Origin of the sequence: Burkholderia sp. KCJ3K979, assembly GCF_016759955.1 — a bacterium.
GTDB lineage: Bacteria > Pseudomonadota > Gammaproteobacteria > Burkholderiales > Burkholderiaceae > Burkholderia > Burkholderia orbicola.
This window is the reverse complement of record NZ_JACFYV010000090.1, coordinates 1-23,851: the sequence shown is the minus strand read 5'-3', so window position 1 is coordinate 23,851 and position 23,851 is coordinate 1. Positions and strand designations below refer to the sequence as shown.

The 23,851-nt window shown below is 68.0% G+C and carries 21 protein-coding genes; 6 read left to right on the top strand and 15 right to left on the bottom strand.

Annotation, left to right across the window (positions count from 1 at the left end; translation table 11 throughout):
* Positions 1 to 434 (bottom strand): serine hydrolase domain-containing protein (locus tag H3O04_RS19770; protein ID WP_237666361.1); only part of this gene is annotated, 434 nt, incomplete at its 3' end.
* A 113-nt stretch (positions 435 to 547) separates the two neighbouring features.
* Between H3O04_RS19770 and H3O04_RS19765 the strand changes: the two genes are divergently transcribed.
* Positions 548 to 1,432: a LysR family transcriptional regulator gene (locus tag H3O04_RS19765; protein ID WP_006484673.1), complete on the top strand. Its 885-nt coding sequence runs from the start codon at positions 548 to 550 to the stop codon at positions 1,430 to 1,432.
* A gap of 14 nt (positions 1,433 to 1,446) precedes the next feature.
* On the opposite strand, the gene H3O04_RS19760 is transcribed toward H3O04_RS19765, so the two are convergent.
* The 9 genes from H3O04_RS19760 to H3O04_RS19720 all read right to left on the bottom strand — a co-directional run bounded on the left by H3O04_RS19760 (position 1,447) and on the right by H3O04_RS19720 (position 10,117).
* The gene (locus H3O04_RS19760; protein ID WP_012329125.1) at positions 1,447 to 2,556 is read right to left on the bottom strand and encodes an ABC transporter ATP-binding protein; all 1,110 of its coding nucleotides are present in this window, start codon (positions 2,554 to 2,556) and stop codon (positions 1,447 to 1,449) included.
* Positions 2,557 to 2,618: 62 nt separating this feature from the next.
* Positions 2,619 to 3,332 carry an HAD family hydrolase gene (locus H3O04_RS19755; protein WP_006477977.1) on the bottom strand — a complete coding sequence of 238 codons (714 nt, stop codon included), beginning with the start codon at positions 3,330 to 3,332 and terminating at the stop codon, positions 2,619 to 2,621.
* Entirely contained in the window at positions 3,329 to 4,180 is an 852-nt protein-coding gene (locus H3O04_RS19750; RefSeq protein WP_006477976.1) for a carbohydrate ABC transporter permease, read from the bottom strand. The genes H3O04_RS19755 and H3O04_RS19750 overlap by 4 nt, the downstream gene beginning before the upstream one ends.
* Positions 4,177 to 5,130, bottom strand: a complete 954-nt coding sequence (locus H3O04_RS19745) for a carbohydrate ABC transporter permease (RefSeq protein ID WP_011546081.1) — start codon at positions 5,128 to 5,130, stop codon at positions 4,177 to 4,179. Before H3O04_RS19745 ends, H3O04_RS19750 begins: the two co-directional genes overlap by 4 nt.
* A gap of 114 nt (positions 5,131 to 5,244) precedes the next feature.
* Entirely contained in the window at positions 5,245 to 6,570 is a 1,326-nt protein-coding gene (locus H3O04_RS19740) for an ABC transporter substrate-binding protein (RefSeq protein WP_006477974.1), read from the bottom strand.
* Positions 6,571 to 6,642: 72 nt separating this feature from the next.
* A complete protein-coding gene (locus H3O04_RS19735; RefSeq protein WP_202588298.1) occupies positions 6,643 to 7,995 on the bottom strand; it encodes a D-tagatose-bisphosphate aldolase, class II, non-catalytic subunit in 1,353 nt (450 codons plus the stop codon).
* On the bottom strand, positions 7,983 to 8,939 hold the full coding sequence (locus H3O04_RS19730; protein WP_124477375.1) for a sugar kinase: 957 nt from the start codon (positions 8,937 to 8,939) through the stop codon (positions 7,983 to 7,985). The genes H3O04_RS19735 and H3O04_RS19730 overlap by 13 nt, the downstream gene beginning before the upstream one ends.
* Before the next feature lie 78 nt (positions 8,940 to 9,017).
* On the bottom strand, positions 9,018 to 9,794 hold the full coding sequence (locus H3O04_RS19725) for an L-iditol 2-dehydrogenase (protein ID WP_202588297.1): 777 nt from the start codon (positions 9,792 to 9,794) through the stop codon (positions 9,018 to 9,020).
* A gap of 50 nt (positions 9,795 to 9,844) precedes the next feature.
* On the bottom strand, positions 9,845 to 10,117 hold the full coding sequence (locus H3O04_RS19720) for a hypothetical protein (protein ID WP_202588296.1): 273 nt from the start codon (positions 10,115 to 10,117) through the stop codon (positions 9,845 to 9,847).
* Positions 10,118 to 10,120: 3 nt separating this feature from the next.
* Between H3O04_RS19720 and H3O04_RS19715 the strand changes: the two genes are divergently transcribed.
* Genes H3O04_RS19715 through H3O04_RS19700 form a run of 4 tightly spaced genes read left to right on the top strand, consistent with a single transcriptional unit; the run spans position 10,121 to position 13,223 of the window.
* The gene (locus H3O04_RS19715) at positions 10,121 to 10,582 is read left to right on the top strand and encodes a Fur family transcriptional regulator (protein ID WP_011546084.1); all 462 of its coding nucleotides are present in this window, start codon (positions 10,121 to 10,123) and stop codon (positions 10,580 to 10,582) included.
* Positions 10,583 to 10,628: 46 nt separating this feature from the next.
* A complete protein-coding gene (locus H3O04_RS19710; protein ID WP_012329131.1) occupies positions 10,629 to 11,540 on the top strand; it encodes a metal ABC transporter solute-binding protein in 912 nt (303 codons plus the stop codon).
* A 17-nt stretch (positions 11,541 to 11,557) separates the two neighbouring features.
* On the top strand, positions 11,558 to 12,448 hold the full coding sequence (locus tag H3O04_RS19705) for an ABC transporter ATP-binding protein (protein ID WP_202588295.1): 891 nt from the start codon (positions 11,558 to 11,560) through the stop codon (positions 12,446 to 12,448).
* A complete protein-coding gene (locus tag H3O04_RS19700) occupies positions 12,441 to 13,223 on the top strand; it encodes a metal ABC transporter permease (RefSeq protein ID WP_006477966.1) in 783 nt (260 codons plus the stop codon). The genes H3O04_RS19705 and H3O04_RS19700 overlap by 8 nt, the downstream gene beginning before the upstream one ends.
* Positions 13,224 to 13,353: 130 nt before the next feature.
* Here H3O04_RS19700 and fghA read toward each other — a convergent pair whose 3' ends face one another.
* From fghA to H3O04_RS19685, 3 genes are all read right to left on the bottom strand, one after another.
* Entirely contained in the window at positions 13,354 to 14,202 is an 849-nt protein-coding gene (gene fghA / locus H3O04_RS19695) for an S-formylglutathione hydrolase (RefSeq protein WP_124549616.1), read from the bottom strand.
* 16 nt (positions 14,203 to 14,218) lie between these two features.
* The gene (locus H3O04_RS19690) at positions 14,219 to 15,325 is read right to left on the bottom strand and encodes an S-(hydroxymethyl)glutathione dehydrogenase/class III alcohol dehydrogenase (RefSeq protein ID WP_006483756.1); all 1,107 of its coding nucleotides are present in this window, start codon (positions 15,323 to 15,325) and stop codon (positions 14,219 to 14,221) included.
* Between the two features lie 213 nt (positions 15,326 to 15,538).
* Positions 15,539 to 16,990 (bottom strand): xylulokinase, encoded by a 1,452-nt coding sequence (locus H3O04_RS19685; protein WP_202588294.1) that lies wholly within the window; start codon positions 16,988 to 16,990, stop codon positions 15,539 to 15,541.
* 439 nt (positions 16,991 to 17,429) lie between these two features.
* Between H3O04_RS19685 and H3O04_RS19680 the strand changes: the two genes are divergently transcribed.
* Positions 17,430 to 18,806, top strand: a complete 1,377-nt coding sequence (locus H3O04_RS19680; RefSeq protein ID WP_027805314.1) for a nucleobase:cation symporter-2 family protein — start codon at positions 17,430 to 17,432, stop codon at positions 18,804 to 18,806.
* A 194-nt stretch (positions 18,807 to 19,000) separates the two neighbouring features.
* Here the strand turns inward: H3O04_RS19680 and H3O04_RS19675 are convergent, their stop codons facing one another.
* Positions 19,001 to 20,524: an efflux transporter outer membrane subunit gene (locus tag H3O04_RS19675; protein WP_108725749.1), complete on the bottom strand. Its 1,524-nt coding sequence runs from the start codon at positions 20,522 to 20,524 to the stop codon at positions 19,001 to 19,003.
* Positions 20,524 to 23,724, bottom strand: a complete 3,201-nt coding sequence (bpeB, locus tag H3O04_RS19670; RefSeq protein ID WP_006482626.1) for an efflux RND transporter permease BpeB — start codon at positions 23,722 to 23,724, stop codon at positions 20,524 to 20,526. The genes H3O04_RS19675 and bpeB overlap by 1 nt, the downstream gene beginning before the upstream one ends.
* Between the last annotated feature and the right edge of the window lie 127 nt (positions 23,725 to 23,851).

Here is a 23,851-nt window from a genome sequence, read left to right as displayed (position 1 = left end):
GACGCCGACGGCCCGTATGCGCGAGCGGGCGTGTCCGACGGGATGGATCGCGCGAGCCTGTCGCTCGCCGAGAACGTGCGGCGCATCGCCGGCGTGCCGTCCGCGAGCGTCGGCGTGAACGCGGGCAGCCAGCGCGCGACCGGCTCGTCGAGCCCGATCTTCGATGCCGCGACCAGCCGCATCGCGGCGGCCGTCACGATCGGCTTGGATACCGACGCGAGCCGGAACAGCGTGCCCTCGCGCATCGGCGTGCCGGCTTCGCGATCGGCCAGCCCGACCGCGCGTGCATAACGCAATTCGCCGTCGCGCGCGACCAGCACGACCGCGCCGACCACGCGCGCATCGGCCAATGCGCGGTCGAGCACGGCATCGAGCCGGGCGCGCAGCGCGGCATCCGGTTCGGCGCGGCGGGCGGTGACAGGCAGTGATGACATGGCGTGACCTCGAACAGTGAAGGAACGCCCATCGTAGGGAGCCGGCACGAGAAGAAAAATCGGGTTAGAGTTCCGGACACTCCGGACATGGGTGTCCGCAATCGGGAACCTGCATGGAAAATCTTGGCGGCTTCGTCGTGTTCGTCCAGGTCGCGGAAACGCGCAGCTTCGTCGCGGCCGGCCGAGCGCTCGGACTGTCGGCGTCGGCGATCGGCAAGCGCATCGCGCGGCTCGAGGCACGCCTGAACGTGCGGCTCTTTCACCGCAGCACGCGCAGCATCACGCTGACGGCCGAAGGCGCGCGCTTTCTCGAACGATGCCGGCGCGTGATCGCCGAAATCGACGCGGCCGAGCGGGAACTGACGCAGAGCGTCGAGGCGCCGCGCGGGCGGCTGCGCGTGAGCCTGCCGACGATCGGCACGTTGCTGCTGCCGGTGCTCGCCGATTTCATGGCCGCGTATCCGGAGATCGAGCTCGACATCGATTTCAGCGACCGGATCGTCGACGTGATCGACGAAGGCTTCGACGTGGTACTGCGCACCGGCCATCCGACCGATTCCCGGCTGTCGTCGCGGCTGCTCGGCCACTTCCGCCAGCACCTGGTCGCGTCGCCCGACTATCTCGAACGGCACGGCACGCCGCGCACGCCGGCCGACCTCGCGCAGCACCGCTGCCTGCATTACCGATTCCCGAGCAGCGGCAAGCTCGAGATCTGGCCGCTGCGCGCGCCGCGCGCCGGCACGCCGCCGGAGGTACCCGTCTCGATGGTCAGCAACAACGCCGAGACGCGCCTGTGCTTCGCGCTGCGCGGGCTCGGCATCGCGTGCCTGCCCGAGTTCTTCGTGCGCGACACGCTCGCCGACGGCAGGCTGCGCGCAGTGCTCGACGATCACGTCGCAAGCCGCACGCCGTTCTACGTGCTATGGCCGTCGGGCCGCCATCCGCTGCCCAAGCTGCGCGCGTTCGTCGACTACATGGCCGAGCATTTGCGGCTGTAACCGGCGCGCGGCCGTCAAGCCGCCTTCGCGTGCGCGCTGAGCCGCCGCAGCGCCTGCCCGTGCTCGTCGAACAGGTGGCAGTGCTCGGCCTGCGCATGCACGCGCAGCGCCTCGCCGGTGCGGTACGTGTCGAGCGGCGGAATCCGCGCGATCAGCCCGTCCGGCGCGACGGCCGACTCCGCATACAGGTACGCGGCGTCGCCGAGCGACTCGACGGCCATCGTCCGCGCGGCGACGCCTGCCGCCGACGCATCGACCAGCAGATGCTCGGGCCGCACGCCGACGGTCACCGCGGCGCCGCGCTGCAGCCCCGCCGCATCGACCGCGACCCGCTGCGTCTCGCCGCTGTCGAAGCGCACGAGCACGCCGCCCGCATCGGCCGATTCGACCGTGCCCTTCAGGAAGTTCATCTTCGGCGAACCGATGAAGCCCGCGACGAACTGGTTCGCGGGCGCGTGATACAGCGCGTTCGGCGTGCCGACCTGCTGCACCGCGCCGCCCGACAGCACGACGATCTTGTCGGCGAGCGTCATCGCCTCGACCTGGTCGTGCGTCACGTAGATCATCGTCGTCTTCAGCTCGTCGTGCAGCCGCGCGAACTCGAGCCGCATCTTCACGCGCAGCGCGGCGTCGAGGTTCGACAGCGGTTCGTCGAACAGGAACACCTTCGGCTTCCTCGTGATCGCGCGGCCGATCGCGACGCGCTGCCGCTGGCCGCCCGACAGCTGCTTCGGCTTGCGGTCCAGCAGGTGATCGATGTGCAGGATCTTCGCGGCCTGCTTCACGGCCTGGTCGATCTCGGGCTTCTTCGCGCCGGCGAGCTTCAGGCCGAACGCCATGTTGTCGTACAGCGTCATGTGCGGGTACAGCGCATACGACTGGAACACCATCGCGATGCCGCGCTTCGCGCTCGGCACGTCGTTGACCTTCGCGCCGTCGATCAGCAGGTCGCCGTTCGAAATGTCTTCCAGGCCGGCGATCATCCGCATCAGCGTGGATTTGCCGCAGCCGCTCGGGCCGACGAACACGACGAATTCGCCGTCGGCGATGTCGAGGTTCACGTTGCGCAGCACTTCGGTGTCGTCGTAGCGCTTCGCGATGTTGCGCAGGAGCACGCTTGCCATGATCTGTCTCCGTTCGTTCGTGATGCGCCGCGTTGAAAGCGGCGCGCCTTCGTTCCTGATTGCTAGTTCGGCAGCACCGCGCCCGTCGCCTGCCAGCGCGCGACGTAGCCGGGCAGCTCGTGCATGTCGTCGAATACGTGCCGCGCGCCGATGCCGCGCAACGCGTCGATCTGCGCCGCCGACGCGTGCCCGCCGCCGACGAAGCCGAGCACGGTCATGCCGGCCGCGGCCGCCGCGGTGATGCCGGTCACGCTGTCCTCGACGACCAGGCATTGCGCGGGCACCACGCCGAGCGCGCGTGCGGCTGCCAGATACACGTCGGGCGCCGGCTTCGGCCGCGCGACCGAATCCGCGCAGAACAGCCGGTCGCCGAAAAAGCGCGCGAGGCCGGTGCGCGCGAGCGCCGCTTCGACGTACGCGCGATAGCTGTTGCTCGCGCAGGCCGTCGTCAGGTCGATCGCGGCCAGCGCCGCATCGATGCCGTCGACCATCGGCGCGTTGACGGCCGCCGCCTCGACCGCGCGGCGGATCGCATCGACGTCGTCGGCCGACAGCGTGCGGCCGACCGCGTCACTCGCGCCGGCCAGCACGCGCTCGATGCGCAGCCCGAGCAGCGGCATCACGGCCGGCCGCGCATCGACGCCCGGCCAGCGCGCATCGAGTTCGCGCACGATCACGTCGGCGGCCACGGCCTCGCTGTCGATCAGCACGCCGTCGCAATCGCAGATCAGCACGTTGACGCCATGCCCGGCCGCACCTTTGCTTGCACCGCTCATTTAACCGCCCCGAACGTGAGCCCGCGCACGAGCTGCTTCTGCGACAGCCAGCCGACGATCAGGATCGGCGCGACCGCGAGCAGGGAAGCCGCGGACAGCTTCGCCCAGAACAGCCCTTCGGGGCTCGAGTACGACGCGATGAACACGGTCAGCGGCGCCGCGTTCGAGCTCGACAGGTTGATGCTCCAGAACGCCTCGTTCCACGACAGGATCACGAGCAGCAGCGCGGTGGACGCAAGCCCCGGCAGCGCCATCGGCATCAGCAGGTAGACGATCTCCTGCCACGTCGACGCGCCGTCGATGCGCCCGGCTTCCAGGATGTCCTTCGGGATTTCGTTGAAGTACGTGAAGGTCATCCACACCGCGATCGGCAGGTTGATCAGCGTATAAACGATCACGAGCCCCGACACCGTATCGAGCAACCCCGCGTTCTTCCACAGCAGGTAGATCGGCACCAGCACGCCGACCGACGGCATCATCTTGGTCGACAGCATCCACAGCAGCACCTTCTGCGTGCGGTGGTTCGGGAAGAACGCCATCGCGTACGCGGCCGGCACCGCGAACAGCAGCGAGATCACCGTGACGCCGGCCGAGATCAGGATCGAATTCCACGCGAACCCGAAGTAGTTGCTGCGCGCGAACACCTCGCGGAAGCTGTCCAGCGTCGGCATGAAGAACAGCGACGACGCGTACGCCTGCTGCTCGGTCTTGAACGCGGTGATCGCCATCCAGAAGATCGGGAAGAACAGCAGGAGCGCGATCAGCCACGCAAGCGTGCCGGGCAGCGCGCGCCGCACGAGGTCGAACACGGCCGGCGTGCGCCGGCCTGCCAAGGTCAGGTCGCTCATTTTTCGTACTCCCCCTTCAGGTTGCGCGCGAGCATCCGCACCAGGAAGAACGACACGACGTTCGCGACCACGACGGCGATGATGCCGCCCGCGGATGCGAGGCCGACGTCGAACTGCTGCAGGCCGAGCGCATAGATCAGGTACGACAGGTTGGTCGTCGCGTCGCCGGGGCCGCCGCCGGTCGTCGTATAGATTTCCGCGAAGATCGACAGCAGGAAGATCGTCTCCATCATCACGACCACGGCGATCGCGCGCTTCAGGTGCGGCAGCGTGATGTAGAAGAACATCGCGATCGGGCCGGCGCCGTCGATGCGCGCGGCCTCCTTCTGCTCCTGGTCGAGCGACTGGATCGCGGTGAACAGGATCAGGAACGCGAACGGCAGCCACTGCCACGCGACGATGATGATCACGGCGGTCAACGGGTAATCGGCGAACCAGTCGATCGGCGTCATCCCGAGCGCGCGCATCGCGTTCGCGACGAGCCCGTACACCGGATGCAGGATCATGTTCTTCCAGATCAGCGCGGAGACGGTCGGCATCACGAAGAACGGCGCGATCGCGAGCAGGCGCGCGACGCCCTGCCCGTAGAACTTGCGGTCGAACAGCACGGCCATCAGCACGCCGCCGATCACGGTGATCGCGAGCACCGCGCCGATCAGCACCAGCGTGTGCCAGATCGCGGGCAGGAACGACGGATCGGTCGCGAGGAAGCGGTAGTTGTCGAACCCGGCGAAGCCCTTCACGTCCGGATTCAACAGGTTGTAGCGCGAGAACGAATACCAGATCGTCATCGCGAGCGGAATCGACATCCACAGCAGCAGCACCGCGACGGACGGCGACACGAGCCAGCTCGCGCCGCCGCGCGCACGGCGCGGCGCGCCGGGCGGCGACGACGCGTCGCCGACCGACGGCGCGTGAGCGTGACTCAGGGGAAGACGCAGGTGACGCATGATCGGAGTCCCTCCGGTTGATGCGCGGGCGCGAACGGCCTGCCCGCCTGTCAGCCTAGCCGGCCCGCGCCGTGCACCAAGGCGCACGATGCGGGCCGCGCGACGGCTTGCGCGTTACTTCTTGTAGCCGGCCTGCCGCACTGCGCGGTCGGCCGCGGCCTGTCCGGCGGCGAGCGCCTGGTCGACCGACATCTGGCCCGCGACCGCACCCGCGATCGACTGGCCGACCACCGTGCCGAACGACTGGAATTCAGGAATCCCGACGTACTGCACGCCCGTGTACGGCACCTTCTTCAGCGACGGATCGTTCGGGTCGGCCGTCTCGATCGCCTTCAGCACGAAGTCCGAGAACGGCGCGGCGGCCTTGTACTCGGCGCGCTGATACGTCGACGTACGCGTGCCCGGCGGCACCGACGCCCAGCCTTCGTCCTTGCCGACCATCTCGATGTACTGCTTCGACGTCGCCCACGCGATGAACTTGCGCGCGGCGTCCTGCTGCTTCGACGTCTTCGGCACGGCCAGCGCCCACGCCCACAGCCAGTGCGAGCCCTTCGGCGTGGCGGCGACCGGCGCGGCCGCGAAGCCGATCTTGTCGGCTACCTGCGACTGCTGCTTGTTGTAGAGCATCCCGGCCGCGACCGTCGCGTCGATCCACATCGCGCACTTGCCGGACGCGGTCAGCGTCAGGTTCTCGTTGAAGCCGTTCGAGCTCGCTCCGGGCGGGCCGTTCTTCTTCAGCAGGTTCACGTAGAAATTGATCGCCTTCTTCCACTCGGGCGACGTGAGCTGCGCGTTCCAGTTCTCGTCGAACCAGCGCCCGCCGAACGTGTTCACGACCGTCGACACGTATGCCATGTTCTCGCCCCAACCGGCCTTGCCGCGCAGGCAGATCCCGTAGGTGCCCTTCGACTTGTCGGTCAGCTTGTCCGCGAATTCGGCGATCTGGTCGTAGGTCGGCTGGTCGGGCATCTTCAGCCCCTTCGCCGCGAACAGGTCCTTGCGGTAGAACGTCATCGAGCTTTCGACGTAGAACGGCAGCGCGTAGAGCTGGCCGTTGTACGACAGGCTGTCGCGCGCGGTCTTCACGATGTCGTTCAGGTCGTAGTCGGCCGGCAGCCCCGTGATCGGCGCGAGCCAGCCGCGCTTGCCCCACTGCGGCGTTTCATAGGTGCCGATCGCCATCACGTCGAACTGGCCGCTGCCGGTCGTGATGTCGGTCGTCGCGCGCTGGCGCAGCACGTTCTCCTCGAGGATCACCCAGTTCAGCTTGATGTCGGGGTTCGCCTTCTCGAACGCGGGCGACAGCTTCTTCAGCTCGATCATGTCGGGGTTGTTCAGCGTCGCGATCGTCAGCGTGCCGGCGGATGCCGCGCAGGCGGCCGTCGCGAGCGCGGCTCCGGCGAAACAGCGTGCGGCGGCGTCGAGCATCTTTCGTTGCATGGCATGTCTCCTGTGATTGTTCGAAATGTCGTCGGTCTTGCATCGGTGTTGCGTCGTTTCCTTCGCGGCCCGTCATGCCGGCCGCTGCATCCCGCACGCGCGCGCATAGTGCGCGATCACGTCGCGTATCCGGTGGCGCACCCATGCGCGCGGTTCCTTCGCGAGACCGCCCGCGCGGCACGCCGCGTAGACGTCCGGCAGCCACTGCGCGACGAGCGTCTCCGGCACCGGCTGCCGCGCGAGGTTGCCGAACAGCTGCTCGACCGCGGCCGCGACGGCCGGCTGCAGCCAGTAATAGCGGATGCGGTCGCTGTAGCTGAACTGGCGCGCGAGCCGCTGCGCGGTCTCGTCGCCGCGGTAGTACGGCGCCCAGTGTTCGGGCTGCGCGCGCATCGCCGCATCGACGACGTCGCGCAACCGCGAGCGCTGCGCGACGTCGTCGATCAGCGCGTCCTCGATGAACGTCAGCGCGAACAGCGCCTCGCGCAGCGCGAACGTCAGCGCGGGGCCGACCTTCAGCACCGCGAAGTGGTCGCGCACGAGCGCGGCGAGCGCGGCTTCCGTCTGGTAATCGGTCGAATGCGCCTCGAACACGAGGCGCGGTGTCTGCAGGATACTCGCGCCCAGTGACGCGGCCTTGGCGCTGTCGTAATCGAGCACGTGACGATCGTCGAAGTCGACGCCCGGCTGCGCGACGATCGCGACGACGCGCGTCCACGCGTCGTCGAGCCCGGCCGCCGAGAACGCGCGGCGGTGCGCGTCGAGCGTCGCCGCGATGCTGTCGCTGCGCGTGACGGCGATCTGCGCGATCGCATCGTCACTCGCGGCGCCGCTCACCTCGCCGCCCGGCGTCGGCACCTCGGTGCCGATCACGTAGACGGGCGCGATCCCGACGCGCGCCGCCGCGTCTTCCGCGACACGGCACAGCTCGGCCGCGCGCGCGGCGATCGTGCGATCGTCGAGCCGTGCCGGATCGTCCGCGCACGCCATGCTCGCATCGAGGTGGATCTTTTCGAAACCGGCTTCGACATACGCGGCGACCATCGCAGCGGCTTCCCGCATCGCGTCGTCCGCGCGACGGTGCCGCCACGGATTCGGGCCGAGATGGTCGCCGCCGAGCACGAGCGCCGACGGCGCGAGCCCGCAGCGCGCGGCAATCGCATCGACGTCGCGACGAAAATCGGCCGGCGTCATGCCCGTATAGCCGCCGAGATGGTTGACCTGATTGCAGGTCGCCTCGATCAAGAGCGGCGAACCGTCCGCGCGCGCGGCTTCGCACGCGGCCTCCAGCACCAGCCGGTGCGCACTGCAGATCGAATAGATGCCGCGCTGCGCGCCCGCGCGGTTCGCGTCGAAAATCATCCGCAGCACGGTGTCCGCGTGCGCGGTGCGCGGGCGTTCGGCAACGGTCGTCAGGCCGGACATACGATCCCCCGTTCGGTCAGGAAGCGGTCGATCTCGGCCGCGCTGCTGTTGCCTTCCATCGGGCCGCGCCGCGTGACCGCGATCGCGCCGGCCGCGTTCGCACGGCGCAATGCGACGTCGACGGCCACGCCCGCGACGAGGCTCGCGACCAGCGTGCCGCCGAAGCAGTCGCCGGCGCCGGTCGGATCGACTTCGTCGACCGGGAACGCCGACGCTTCGGCGCGGTGCGCGCGATCGAACGCGACGCTGCCTTGCGCGCCGCGTTTGAGCACGACGCGCTCGAGCAGCGGATGCGTCGCGAGCAGGCCCGCGATCGCGCGCTCGGCCGGCTGCGGGCCGCAGAAGAACGGCAGGTCGGCTTCGCTCGGCAGGAACAGGTGGCACGCGGCGAGCATCTCGTCGAGCGCCGCGCGCATCGGGCGGAAACTCAGCATCTCGGGCCGCACGTTCGGATCGAACGACACCTTGGCGCCGGCGCGCGCGGCCTCGATCACGCCGCGCTGCACGGCCGCGATCGCCGATTCGCTCGTCAGCGACGAGCCCATCACGTGAAAGTAGCGGCAGCCGTCGAACATCGCGGTGTCGACGTCGGACGCATCCACGCACGCCGCGGCACTGGTCGACAACGTGAACACGAAACTGCGCGAGCCGTCGTCGCGATACGCGACGAACGCGGTGCCGGTCGGGCGGGCGACGCGACGAATGCGCGCGACGTCGACGCCGTCCCGGGCGAGCCGCGCGACGATCGCATCGCCAAACGCGTCGCGGCCGACGCAGCCCGCATACGCGACGCGCGCACCGAGCCGCGCGGCCTGATCGGCGAAGATCGCCGGCGCGCCGCTCGGGAACGGTCCTTCGAACAGGCCTGGCGTATCGAAACCCTGGCCGCGCTCGGCGGCGACGAATTCGGCCAGCAGTTCGCCGGCGACGACGATCTCGGCCATCAGGCGAGCCCTCCTCGTGCGACGGCGGCCGCTGCGTCGCGGGCCGGCCGGCGGAGGGCGCGTGCGAGCGGCGCCACGTCAGCTCATCCAGTTGCCGCCATCGACGTTCAACGTCTGGGCGGTGATGTAGTCGGCATCGGCCGACGCGAGGAACAGCGCGGCGCCCGTCAGGTCGCCCGGCACGCCCATGCGGCCGAGCGGCACGGCTTCACCGACGAGCCGCTTCTTCTCGCCGAGCGGCCGGTTCTCGTAGCGCGCGAACAGCGCATCGACCTGCTCCCACATCGGCGTGTCGACGACGCCCGGCGCGATGCCGTTCACGTTGATCCGGTGCGGCGCGAGCGCGAGCGCGGCCGACTGCGTATAGCTGATCACCGCGGCCTTGGTCGCGCAGTAGTGCGAAACGAGCGCCTCGCCGCGACGGCCGGCCTGCGACGACATGTTGATGATCTTGCCGCCGCGCCCCTGCTCGACCATCCGTTGCGCAACCGCCTGCATCAGGAAGAACAGCCCTTTCACGTTGACCGAGAACAGCCGGTCGAACACGTCCCAGGATTCATCGAGGAGCGGGCGCATGTCGAACAGCGCCGCGTTGTTGAACAGGATGTCGACGCCGCCGAAGCGCTCGACCGCCGTGGCGACGATCCGTGTGATGTCGTCGCGACGCGTGACGTCGGCCGTGACGGCCACCGCGCGGCCCGGGTTGGCCTCGATCAGCCGCGCGAGCGAGCCGCCTGCCGGCTTCACGTCGACGAGCACGCAGCGCGCGCCCTCGCCCAGATAGCGTTGCGCGACCGCCTCGCCGATGCCGCTTGCGGCGCCCGTCAGGATCGCGACCTTGTCTTCCAGTCTCACTGGCTGTCTCCGGTTCGTTCTGTTGCACGACGGTCGAGGTGAGCGAACGCTCATCTACCGATCAATTGCTCTGTTAGTGATCGAATGATCGGATACGCGATGCGCGCTGTCAAGACGACGTGACGGCTTTCTATGACGCGCTGCGGCACGGCGGCGCACGACGACGCCCCGCCGTGCCCGCGCGGCAAGGCGCAAGACGCACGGTGCGGCGCGGTGGTATCGAGGAGAAAGGGGACGGAACGCTGCGGAAAACGGAATTCGCGCTGCACGACGCGACGATACGTTATATCATCGCCGTACTTTGTTTCATCGCCCTGCTTCACGCCATGGCTACCTCATCGTCCATTGACGCCCGGCTGTCCCGGGCCGACGCATTCGCCGCCGAGCACGGGCTCGCGTGGACGCCGCTGCGCCGCCAGGTCTACGAACGCGTGCTGGCCGCACAGCGCCCGATCGGCGCGTACGACCTGCTTGCCGAACTCGAACCGCAGCGCGGCCGCGTGCCGCCGACGACCGTCTATCGCGCGCTGGATTTCCTCGTCGAGCACGGCTTCATCCACCGGATCGAATCGAAGAACGCGTTCTTCGCCTGCTGCGAGATCGGCGTGCCGCACGAAGGCCAGTTCCTGATCTGCGATTCGTGCGGCGACACCGTCGAGATTCCCGGCGGCGACCTCGCGAAGCAGTTGTCCGCGAGCGAGCCCGCGCACGGTTTCGAAGTCCACCACCAGGTCGTCGAGCTGAGCGGCCTGTGCGGGCACTGCAAGCGCAAGCCCGCGCAGCGCTGACGCCGAATCGCGCGGCGTACGCGCCGCCCTTTCAACGAGGAGTTCCATGTCCATTGCCCTGAAGCGCGCGCCGCGGCGCGCCCTGTCGCCTGTCCGCTGGCTGGCCGCCGCCGTCGCCGCGCTGTCGTTCGCCGCACCGGTGGTCGCGCAGGCCGCGACCGTCAACGTCGTCGCCGCGGAGAATTTCTACGGCGACGTCGCGTCGCAGATCGGCGGCCGCCACGTCGCGGTCACCAGCATCCTCAGCAATCCCGATCAGGACCCGCACCTGTTCGAAGCGAGCCCGAAGACGGCCCGCGCGCTCCAGCACGCGCAGGTCGTGATCTACAACGGCGCCGACTACGATCCGTGGATGGGCAAGCTGCTCGGCGCGTCGAAACAGGCGAAGCGCGCGACGATCGTCGTCGCCGATCTCGTCGGCAAGAAGGCCGGCGACAACCCGCACCTGTGGTACGACCCGGCGACGATGCCGGCGGCCGCACGCGCGATCGCGGCCGAGCTGGGCCGCGCCGACCCGGCGAACAAGGCCGAATACGATGCGAACCTGCAGAAGTTCGTCGCATCGCTGAAGCCCGTCGACGACAAGATCGCCGCACTGCGCGCGAAGTACAAGGGCGTGCCCGTGACGGCCACCGAGCCCGTGTTCGGCTATATGTCGGACGCGATCGGCCTCGACATGCGCAACCAGCGCTTCCAGCTCGCGACGATGAACGACACCGAAGCCAGCGCGCAGGACGTCGCCGCGTTCGAGGGCGACCTGCGCAAGAAGCAGGTGCGCGTGCTGATCTACAACAGCCAGGCCGAGGAGCCGATGACCAAGCGCATGCTGAAGATCGCGCGAGACGGCGGCGTGCCGACCGTCAGCGTCACCGAGACGCAGCCGGCCGGCAAGACCTTCCAGCAATGGATGGGCGGCCAGCTCGACGCGCTCGGCAACGCGCTTTCCGCCGGCAAGTAACACACCACCGTAACCCCATGACCGCCACTCCCCACGCACTCGCACTCGATCGAGTCACGCTCGAACTGGGCGGCCGCACGATCCTGCGCGACGTCAGCTTCTCGATCGGGCCCGGCGAATTCGTCGGCGTGCTCGGGCCGAACGGCGCGGGCAAGACGACGCTGATGCGCGCGGTGCTCGGCCTCGTCCCCGTGTCGGCCGGCACGCTGTCGGTCGGCGGTGTGCCGGTCGCGCGCGGCAACGCATCGATCGGCTACATGCCGCAGATCAGGAGCGGCCTCGCGAACCGCCGGATGCGCGGTTACGACTTCGTCGCAATGGCCGCCGACGGCCACCGGTGGGGCCTGCCGCACACGAACGCGGCCACGCGCCGCGACGTCGATCGCGTGCTCGACCTCGTCGGCGGCCCGTCGCTCGCGCGCCGGCCGCTGTCCGAACTGTCGGGCGGCGAACGGCAGCGCCTGCTGCTCGCGCAATGCCTGCTCGGCAATCCAAAGCTGCTGCTGCTCGACGAGCCGCTGATCAGCCTCGACCCGAACCACCAGCGCGGCGTCGTCGAACTCGTGCGCAACGTGCAGCGCGAGCTCGGCATCACCGTGCTGTTCTCCGCGCACGAACTGAACCCGCTGCTGAACGCGCTCGACCGCGTGCTGTATCTCGGCAACGGCGTCGCGGCGCTCGGCACCGTCGACGAGGTGATCACGAAGCCCGTGCTGTCGCGCCTCTACGGCTCGCCGATCGACGTGATGCGCGTGAACGGCAAGATCTTCGTGATGTCGGGCGACGTCGAAGTCGAGAAGCACGATCACGAACACGAGGACGACGACGGCCATTCGCACGGCGGGGGCGGCGGCCACGGCCATCATCACCACGGACACGCTCATCCCGGGCATTCGCACGATGTTTGAATACGACTTCATGATCAACGCCTTCGCGGCGTCGGGGATCGTCGCGGTGCTCGCGGGCATCGTCGGCTATTTCCTGGTGCTGCGCGGGCAGACCTTCGCCGGTCACGCGCTGTCGCACGTCGGCTTCACCGGCGCGACGGGCGCGGTGCTGCTCGGCATCTCGCCGATCTGGGGGATGGTCGGCTTCACGCTCGTGGCCGGGATCGGGATGGGCGCGCTCGGCGAAAAGCTCGCGGGCCGCGACGTCGCGATCGGCGTGATCCTGTCGGGTGCACTCGGCTTCGGCCTGTTGTTCCTGCACTTCTACACGTCGTTCGCGACGCAGGTCACCGCCTTGCTGTTCGGCAACGTGCTCGCGGTCAGCCACGACACGCTCGCGGTGCTCGCGGGCATCGGCGCGGTGAGCCTCGCCGCGCTCGCGCTGATCGCGCGGCCGCTGCTGTTCGCGTCGCTGCAGCCCGAACTGGCCGAAGCCAAGGGCGTGTCGCTGCGCACGGTGTCGATGCTGTTCCTCGCGGTGTGCGCGCTCGCGGTGGCCGCTGCCACGCAGATCGTCGGCGTGCTGCTCGTGTTCACACTGCTGGTGGGGCCGGCCGCGGCCGCGCAGAACGTGTCGACGCGACTGTCGACGGGCGTGCTGCTCGCCGCGCTGTTCGCGCTGTTCGAAGCGTGGGTCGGCATCGTGCTCGCGTATCACACCGACTGGCCGACGAGCTTCTGGATTACGGCGTTGTCGGCACTCGTGTATGGCGCAAGCCTGTTGCGACGCAACTGATCGCGGCCCGGCGCATCGCTGCCCGATGTCAATGCAAACGCCGGCGTGCCCGAGGGCAGCGCCGGCGTTTTTTCATGCGCCCGCGACTACGTCGCGGCGCGCCATATGCACGACGTGTGTCGGTTCCGGCTCACCGCGCCAGCACGCGCGCATGATGCGCGAGGTGATCGGCGATGAACGTCGAGATGAAGTAGTAGCCGTGGTCGTAGCCCGGATGACGGCGCAGCGTCAGCGGCTGGCCGGCCTTCGCGCACGCGGCTTCGAATACGTCCGGGTTCAGCTGGTTCGCGAGGAACTGGTCGGCCAGCCCCTGATCGACGAGGATGCCGTCCGCGAACTTCGGCGCATCGGCGCGCGCGACCAGCTCGCTCGCGTCGTGCGCCTTCCACGTCTCGCGATCGGCGCCGAGATAGCCGGAGAACGCCTTCTCGCCCCACGGGCAGCGCGTCGGCGCGGCGATCGGCGCGAACGCCGACACCGACCGGTACAGGCCCGGATGACGCAACGCGAGCGTCAGCGCACCGTGCCCGCCCATCGAGTGGCCGAAGATGCCGAGCCGCGCGCCGTCGATCGGTAGCTCGGCCGTGACGAGCTCGCGCAGCTCGCCCGTCACGTACGACTCCATCCGGTAATGCGTCGACCACGGCGCTTCGGTCGCATCGACGTAGAAACCCGCACCCACGCCGAAGTCCCACGCATCGGTCTCGCCCGGCACGCCCGCGCCGCGCGGGCTCGTGTCGGGCATCACGAGCGCGATGCCGTGCTGCGCCGCGTATTGCTGCGCGCCGGCCTTGATCGCGAACGTCTCGTCGGTGCACGTGAGCCCGGCGAGATAGAACAGCGCAGGCACGCGCCCGTGCGCGGCCTGCGGCGGCAGATACACCGAAAACTTCATCGGCAGGCCGATGGCCGCCGAATCGTGACGGTAGAAACGCTGCTCGCCGCCGTGGCACGCATGCGAGGAAACGAGTTCGAGCATGGCGGTGCGCTCCCGGTCAGTACAGCACGACCGAGCGGATCGACTCGCCGGCCTTCATCAGGTCGAAGCCTTCGTTGATCCGCTCGAGCGGCAGCGTGTGCGTGATCAGGTCGTCGATGTTGATCTTGCCTTCCATGTACCAGTCGACGATCTTCGGCACGTCGGTGCGCCCACGCGCGCCGCCGAACGCCGAGCCCTTCCACTCGCGGCCCGTCACCAGCTGGAACGGACGCGTGCTGATTTCCTCGCCCGCCGCCGCCACGCCGATGATGAACGACTGGCCCCAGCCCTTGTGCGTGCATTCGAGCGCCTGGCGCATCAGCTTCACGTTGCCGACGCATTCGAACGAATAGTCGGCGCCGCCGTCGGTCAGCTGCACGATGTGGTCGACGACGTTCTCGACTTCGTTCGGGTTGATGAAGTGCGTCATCCCGAACTTCTTCGCGAGCTCGACGCGCTTCGGGTTGATGTCGACGCCGATGATCTTGTCCGCGCCGACCATCTTCGCGCCCTGGATCACGTTCAGGCCGATCCCGCCGAGGCCGAACACGACCACGTTCGCACCGGCCTCGACCTTCGCCGAGTACACGACCGCGCCGACGCCCGTCGTCACGCCGCAGCCGATGTAGCAGATCTTGTCGAACGGCGCGTCCTCGCGCACCTTCGCGACCGCGATCTCCGGCACGACGATGTAGTTCGAGAACGTCGACGTGCCCATGTAGTGGAACAGCGGCTTGCCGTCGAGCGAGAAGCGCGACGTCGCGTCCGGCATCAGGCCCTTGCCCTGCGTCGCGCGGATCTTCTGGCACAGGTTGGTCTTGCGCGACAGGCAGAACTTGCACTCGCGGCATTCGGGCGTGTAGAGCGGAATCACGTGGTCGCCCTTGCGCACGGTGCCGACGCCGGGGCCGACGTCGACCACCACGCCCGCGCCTTCATGGCCGAGGATCGCCGGGAAGATCCCTTCCGGATCGGCGCCCGACAGCGTGTAGTAGTCGGTGTGGCAGATGCCCGTCGCCTTCACTTCGATCAGCACTTCGCCGGCGCGCGGCCCTTCGAGATCGACTTCCTCGATCGTCAGCGGCGCACCCGCCTTCCATGCAATCGCGGCTTTCGTTTTCATCGTGTCACTCCTGTGTGTCGGTGAGATCGGCCCGGGCCGGCGTGCGGCGCCGGCCGGGGTTTCGTGCAAAGCGGTCGAAGCCGTGCCGCGTGGCACGGCGCAAGAATCTCGTGCTCGCCATGATGGCCGCTCCCGTCGCGCATCGCGTGCGGGAAACGGTCGCCGGCTTGCCAGGATGCGTCATCGCTGGCGCAAAAGAACAAGTGTTCGAGTTTAAACGCCCGTCGTGAACCATGCATCCGTGCGTGCGTACAGATCGACGAAGCGCGCGTGGCGAGCAGCCAGTTGGCGATCGTCGTGCGGGGCCGCGACCGGCGACGCGCCCGGCGCCAGCGCGCGCAACGCATCTTCACGCCAATGCCCGATCGCGACGCCCGCGAGCAGCGCGGCGCCGCGCGTCGCGGCGTTCGGGCAATCGATCGCGTGCAGCGACGCGCCGAGCGCGTCGGCGAGCAACTGGCGCCAGCGCGGATCGACGGAGCCGCCGCCCGCGAGACGCAGCGTCGTCACCGTGTCGCCGCGATCGGCGTCGCGGATCGCATCGAGCCCCGCGCGCAACGCGAACGCGACGCCTTCGAACGCGGCGCGCATCATCGCGCCGCGCGTGTCGCCGAGCCCGAGGCCGAGCCAGCCACCGCGCGCATCGGGGTTCATCCACGGCGAACGCTCGCCGGTCAGGTACGGCAGGAAGCACAGCCGTTCGGACGCCGGCTGCGCGAACGCTTCGTCATACGCATCGGCCCATCGCGCGTAGCCGAGCCAGCCGCGCACAGCTTCGAGCGCGAGCCCGACGTTCTGCATCGCCGCCATCGTGTAATAGCCGCCGCCGGTTGCCGCACGATAGCGATGCAAGCCGCGCCGCGCGGGCGGCAACGTATCCGCGAGCACGACGATCTGCCCACCGCTGCCGGTCGTCAGCAGCGCGTCGCCTGCGACGGCCAGCCCGCTGCCGAGCGCCGCGCACGCGGTATCGGCCGCGCCCGTCGCAAGCGGCACGCCGGCCGGCAGGCCGAGCGCGGCCGCGGCCTGCGCACCGAGCACGCCGCAGCGCGCGGTGGACGCACGCACCGGCGCGAAGCGGTCGGTCGGCAAGCCGAGCGAGTCGATCAATGCGTTGTCCCACGCACCGTCGGGCGTCGCGAGCGCGGTTGCGCACGCGTCGCTCGGATCGGCCGCGACGTCGCCGCCCAGTGCGATGCGCAGCCAGTCCTTCGGCTGCACGGCCCAGCGCGCGACGCGCAGCGCGTCGGGTTCGTGCGTGGCCAGCCAGCGCAACAGCGGGCCCGCCATGCCGGGCGCGACGGGATTCGGTGGGACGGACGATCCGGCGGCGGCCCAGTCAGCCGCGTCCACCTCGCGCACCGCGCGCGTGTCCGGCCACAGCAGCGCGAGCCGCACCGGCTGGCCGGCCGCGTCGATCAGCACGACGCCATGCATCTGGCCCGAAAAACCGATCGCCGCGACCTGCGCGCGCTCGTCGGCCGGCAGTCGCGCGGCCGCGCGGACCAGCGCCTGCCACCACGTGTCGGGGGCGATTTCCGCCCGGCCCGGCCGCGGCGACGACAACGCATAAGGTTCGCTCGCGACCGCGCGCTCGACGCCGTCGGCATCGAGCGTGACGAGTTTGACGGAGCCGGTGCCGAGGTCGATTCCGAGCAGGCGCATGACGTGAAGGAGATTCGTGTGAACGGATGTCGATGATAACGGGATCGCGATGGGCGCCCCGGTTTTTGCCGCCGCCTCGACGCATCGAAAGTGCGGTCGGATCGCCGCGTTCCACCGGGCTGCACCTTGCACGCAAAAGCGGCCGTTCGCGGGTTAACCCGGCGCGATTTCCACACACCGCTTTTTGCCACTATGCGGCGCACCCGATACACACCATAAAGCGCGCCATATTTGACATGGGGGCCGGCGCTATTTTGAAGCGCTATAAAACCGGTGAACCTCACTCCCGCGGCAGTTTCCCGATGATCGTCCCCCTGTTCCATACCGAAATGGCATATCGAACCAGCAAAGAACGGAATAGAACCCAGTGCTCTTGTTGCATGGATTCATTCCGAATAACTTCGTATCACCCCGAAAACAAGATCATGGAGTGAGACAGATGCAATCGAACACGGTCCATCCGTGCGATGAGGTGCTGCCGACCGGCAAGCTGGTAACGCTTGGCCTGCAACACGTCCTCGTCATGTACGCCGGCGCCGTCGCCGTGCCGCTTATCGTCGGCGCCGCGCTCAAGCTGCCGAAAGACCAGATCGCGTTCCTGATCAGCGCCGATCTGTTTTCGTGCGGCATCGCCACGCTGATCCAGACGCTCGGCCTGTGGATCTTCGGCATCCGCCTGCCCGTGATCATGGGCTGCACGTTCGCGGCCGTCGGCCCGATGATCGCGATCGGCACGAACCCCGGCCTCGGCATTCTCGACATCTTCGGTTCGACCATCGCGGCCGGCATCATCGGCATCGTGCTCGCGCCGATGATCGGCAAGCTGCTGCGGTTCTTCCCGCCCGTGGTCGTCGGCACGGTGATCGCCGTGATCGGGCTGTCGCTGATGGAAGTGGGCATCAACTGGGCAGCCGGCGGCGTCGGCAACCCCGAGTACGGCAGCCCCGTCTATCTCGGCCTGTCGCTGCTCGTGCTCACGCTGATCCTGCTGATCAACAAGTTCGGCCGCGGTTTCATCGCGAACATCTCGGTGCTGCTCGGCATCGTCGCCGGCTTCGTGATCGCCTTCGCGCTCGGCCGCGTGAACACCGACGGCGTCGCTCATGCGCCGTGGGTCGGTTTCGTGATGCCGTTCCACTTCGGTCTGCCGCACTTCGACCCGCTGTCGATCGTGACGATGGTCACGGTGATGTTCGTCACGTTCATCGAATCGACCGGCATGTTCCTCGCGGTGGGCGACATGGTCGATCGCCCGGTCAACCAGGAGCGCCTCGTGCGCGGCCTGCGCGTCGACGGCCTCGGCACGCTGATCGGCGGCATCTTCAACTCGTTCCCGCATACGTCGTTCTCGCAGAACGTCGGCCTGATCGGCGTGACGGGTGTGAAGAGCCGCTTCGTGTGCGCGACGGGCGGCGTGATCCTCGTGCTGCTGGGCCTGTTCCCGAAGATGGCGCAGGTCGTTGCCTCGGTGCCGCCGTTCGTGCTCGGCGGCGCAGGCATCGTGATGTTCGGGATGGTCGCCGCGAACGGCATCAAGGTACTGTCGAAGGTCGACTTCGTGCAGAACTCGCACAACCTGTTCATCGTTGCGGTGAGCGTCGGCATGGGTCTCGTGCCGGTCGTGTCGCCGCACTTCTTCTCGAAGCTGCCGCCCGCGCTCGCACCGATCCTGCACAGCGGCATCCTGCTGGCATCGGCCACGGCCGTGATCCTGAACATCGTGTTCAACGGCGTGAAAGGCGAAAAGGATGCGCGCTGCGAGATTCGGCGCGCGGGGCACGATTTCGATGGGCGGCCCGCCGACGTGCACCACTGATCGCGCCGCGCCGGACGACGGCGCGCAGCGGTAACGAAAAACGCCACGGCATGCCGTGGCGTTTTGCTTGATTTCCTCCACGATCCAACAGCGCAAAAGAAAACGCCACGAACTTGCGTCCGTGGCGCTCTCGTTTCCGCATACAGCCGGTTCGACGTGCAAGCGCGGTAAACCGCGCCTGCCCTTCTTTGCACTTACCCGTTCGTCGCCGTTGCCGACGCGGGCGCAGGAGCCGCCGCCTTGTCGTAGTCGACCGGTGCATCCGGCGCACGCGGCGCTTCGCCGGCGTGCTGGATCCAGCCGCCGCCGAGCGCGCGGTACAGGTCGACCAGGTTCGTCCAGCGTGCCAGACGCGCGCTGATCAGCGACTGCTGTGCCGAGTACAGATCCGTCTGCGCGGTCAGCACCGACAGGTAGCTGTCGACGCCGTTCTTGTAACGCAGGTCCGACAGGTCGAAGCGACGTTGCTGCGCGTGCTCGTTGCGCTCCAGCGCCGCGATCTGCTGGTCGTACGTGCCGCGTGCGGCGAGGCCGTCCGACACTTCGCGGAATGCCGACTGGATCGCCTTCTCGTAGTTCGCAATTTCGATGCGCTTCTGCACGTGCGCGAGATCGAGGTTCGCGATGTTCTGCCCGCCCTCGAAGATCGGCAGCGCGATGCTCGGCGCGAACGACCATGCCGCGGTACCGGCCTTGAACAGGCCGCCTAGCGTCGGGCTCGCGGTGCCGAACGCGCCCGTCAGCGAGATCTTCGGGAAGAACGCCGCGCGCGCCGCGCCGATGTTCGCGTTCGCGGCCAGCAGCGTCTGCTCGGCCTGCATCACGTCAGGACGACGCGTGAGCAAGTCCGACGGCAACCCGGCCGGCACGTCCGTCAGCAGGTTCTGCGCGTCGAGCGGCATGCCCGCCGGCAGGTCGTCCGGCAGCGGCTCGCCGATCAGCAGCACCAGCGCGTTCAGCGCTTGCGCGCGGGCACGGGCCTGCGCCTGCTGGTTCGCGAGCGCCGTCTCGACGACCGTCTGCGCCTGACGCAGCTCGAGCTCCGAGCCCGTACCGTTGTCGAACTGCAGCTTGGTCAGGTCGTAAGACGCCTGCGCGGTCTTCAGCGTGTCCTCCGTGACCTTCAGCAGGTCATCGGTCGACAGCAGCGTCAGGTATTGATCGGCCACCTGTGACACCAGCGAGATCTCCGACGCCTGCCGTGCGTATGCGGTCGACAGGTATTGCGCGAGCGCCTGATCCTTCAGGCTCTGCACGCGGCCGAACAGGTCGAGCTCCCACGACGCCGACAGTCCGACGTTGTAGGTGCGCGAAATCAGCGGCTGGCCCGTCTGCGATACACCGGCCGGGAAACGCTGGATGCTGCCCGTGCCCGTACCATCGAGCGTCGGGAACAGCCCCGCACGCGTGATCTGGTACTGCGCGCGCGCCGCCTCGATGTTCAGCACCGACACGCGCAGGTCGCGGTTGTTCTTCAGCGCGATCTCGATCAGCCGCTGCAGGCGCGGATCGACGAAGAACTCGCGCCAGCCGATGGCAGTCGCCGCCTGGCCGTTCGCGCTGCGCGCGCCGGCCGCGCCCGGCTGCGTCGCGTAGACGCCGCCGGCCGGGTACGCCTGCGCGACGGGTGCGTCGGGCCGCTTGTAATGCGGCGCCATCGTGCAGCCCGTGGCAAAGAGCGCGACTGCGATTGCAGTCAAAGCGTGTTTTTGCATCATCACTGTCCCTTGTTGCCTTCGTCGCCGTTGCCCGGCTTCTCTTCGTGGTGCGAGTGCTCCTGAGCCAGGCGCAGCGCCTCGTCGACGTCTTCCTTCTCGCCGCTGAAGATCGCACGGATCTTCACGAAGAACATCGGGATCATGAAGATCGCGAGGAACGTCGCCGTGATCATCCCGCCGATCACGCCCGTACCGATCGCGTGCTGGCTGGCCGAACCCGCGCCGTTGCTGATCGCGAGCGGCATCACGCCGAGAATGAACGCGAGCGACGTCATCAGGATCGGACGCAGCCGCAGGCGCGCCGCTTCCAGCGCGGCCTCGATCGGCCCCATCTTCTCCGTCTGCTGCAGTTCGCGTGCGAACTCGACGATCAGGATCGCGTTCTTCGCGGACAAGCCCACGGTGGTCAGCAGGCCGACCTGGAAGAACACGTCGTTCTCGAGGCCGCGCATCGTGGCCGCGAGCAGCGCACCGATCACGCCGAGCGGCACGACCATGATCACCGAGAACGGAATCGACCAGCTTTCATACAGTGCCGCGAGACACAGGAACACGACGAGGATCGAAATCGCGTACAGGATCGGCGCCTGCGAACCGGACTGGATTTCCTGGAACGACAGGCCCGTCCACGAGTAGCCGATACCGACCGGCAGCTTCTTCGCGAGCGTTTCCATCGCGGCCATCGCCTGACCGGTCGACTTGCCCGGTGCGGCCTGACCCTGGATTTCCATCGCCGACACACCGTTGTAGCGCTCGAGCTTCGGCGAACCGTACGTCCAGTGACCGGTCGCGAACGCGCTGAACGGCACCATCCCGCCCGACCCGTTGCGCACGTACCAGATGTTCATGTCTTCCGGCGTCATCCGGAATGGCGCATCGGCCTGCACGTACACCTTCTTGATCCGGCCGTCGGTGTCGAGGAAGTTGTTCACGTACTTCGACGCCCATGCGATCGAGAACGTCTGGTCGATCGCATCCGCCGTCACGCCGAGCGCATTCGCCTTCTCGCGGTCGATGTTCACCTTGTACTGCGGCGTATCGTTCAGGCCGTTCGGACGCACACCCTGCAGCGTCGGGTCCTTCGATGCCATCCCGAGCAGCTGGTTACGTGCGGCCATCAGCGCGTCGTGGCCGAGACCGGCGTTGTCCGTCAGCTCGAAGTCGAAGCCGGCGGCCGTACCGAGCTCGGGAATCGACGGCGGGTTGAACGGGATCACGAGCGCGTCCTTGTAGCTCCCGTAACGCCCGAACATCCGCCCGATCAGCGCCTGCACCTTCTGGTTCGCATGCTGACGCTGCGAGTAGTCCTTCAGGCGGACGAACACGAGACCCGAGTTCTGGCCGCGACCCGCGAAGCTGAAGCCGTTGACCGTGAACGCCGATTCGACGATTTCCTTCTCGTCCTTCAGCAGGTAGTCGGAAATGTTCGCGAGCGTCTTCGCGGTCGTTTCCTGCGTCGAACCCGACGGCGTCTGCACGATCACGAACATCAGGCCCTGGTCTTCATCGGGCAGGAACGACTTCGGCAGGCGCACGAACAGCAGCCCGACCGCGACGATCACGACCAGATAGATGATGAGCCAGCGGCCCGAGCGCTTGATCACGTGGTGCACGCCGACGTGGTACTTGTCGCGGCTGTTGTTGAACGTGCGGTTGAACCAGCCGAAGAAGCCCTTCTTCTCCTCGTGATGCCCTTGCGGGATCGGCTTGAGGATCGTCGCGCACAGGGCCGGCGTCAGAATCAACGCGACCAGCACCGACAGCACCATCGCCGACACGATCGTCAGCGAGAACTGACGATAGATCGCACCGACCGAGCCGCCGGAGAACGCCACCGGCACGAACACCGCCGACAGCACGAGCGCCACGCCGACGAGCGCGCCGGTGATCTGGCCCATCGCCTTGCGGGTCGCCTCCTTCGGCGACAGCCCCTCTTCCGCCATCACGCGCTCGACGTTCTCGACCACCACGATCGCATCGTCGACCAGCAGGCCGATCGCGAGCACGAGGCCGAACATCGACAGCGTGTTGATCGAGAAGCCGACCATCGACATGATCGCGAACGTACCGAGCAGCACGACCGGCACCGCGATCGTCGGGATGATCGTCGCCCGCAGGTTCTGCAGGAACAGATACATCACGAGGAACACGAGCACGATACCTTCGAGCAGCGTCTTGACCACTTCCTCGATCGACAGCTTCACGAACGGCGTCGTGTCGTACGGATACTTCACGACGAGGCCGTGCGGGAAGAACGGTGCGAGCTCGTCGATCTTCGCGCGCACGGCCTTCGCGGTCGCGAGCGCGTTCGCGTTGGTCGCGAGCTGGATACCGAGTGCCGCGGTCGGCTGACCGTTGTACTTCGTGTCGAAGTTGTAGTTTTCGCCGCCGAGGCCGATCTGCGCGACGTCCTTCAGGCGAACCTGCGAGCCGTCCTGGTTGACCTTCAGCAGGATGTTGCCGAACTGCTCGGGCGTCTGCAGCAGCGTCGATTCGGTGATCGTCGCCTGCAGCACGGTGCCCGGCGTGGCCGGCGTGCCGCCGATCTGGCCGCCCGCGATCTGCACGTTCTGCGCGGTGATCGCCGAGCTGACGTCGACCGGCGTGAGGCCGTAGTTGGTCAGGCGGTTCGGGTCGAGCCAGATCCGCATCGCGTACTGCGAGCCGAACAGCGTGACGGTACCGACGCCGTTCAGCCGGCTGATCGGGTCCTTTACGTGCGACGCCACGAAGTTCGCGAGGTCGTACTTGTTCATGCTGCCGTCTTCGGAGTTGAAGGCGAGCACCAGCAGGAAGCTGCTGCTCGACTTCGTGACCGACAGACCGAGCTGCTGCACGACCTGCGGCAGAACCGGCGTCGCGAGCGACAGCTTGTTCTGCACCTGAACCTGCGCGATGTCGGCGTTGGTGCCCGGCGCGAAGGTCAGCGTGATCGTTGCGTTGCCCGAGTCGTCACTCGTCGACGACATGTACAGGAAGTTGTCGAGACCGCTCATCTGCTGCTCGATCACCTGCGTCACCGTGTCTTCCACCGTCTTCGCGGAAGCGCCCGGATAGTTCGCGGTGATCTGGATCGATGGCGGCGCGATCGTCGGATACTGCGAGATCGGCAGCGTGAAGATCGCCGCAACCCCGGCCAGCATCAGGATGATGGCGATCACCCACGCGAAGATCGGGCGATCGATAAAAAACTTTGCCATGAAACAGGCTCCCTGTTATTGCGCGCTCGACGCGGCGGCAGCACTCGCCGGCGCGGCGCCCGATGCGGCGGCACCGGAAGCGGCAGCGGCGCCGGACCCGGCGGCGGCCGGCGCGGCGGGGGCAGCG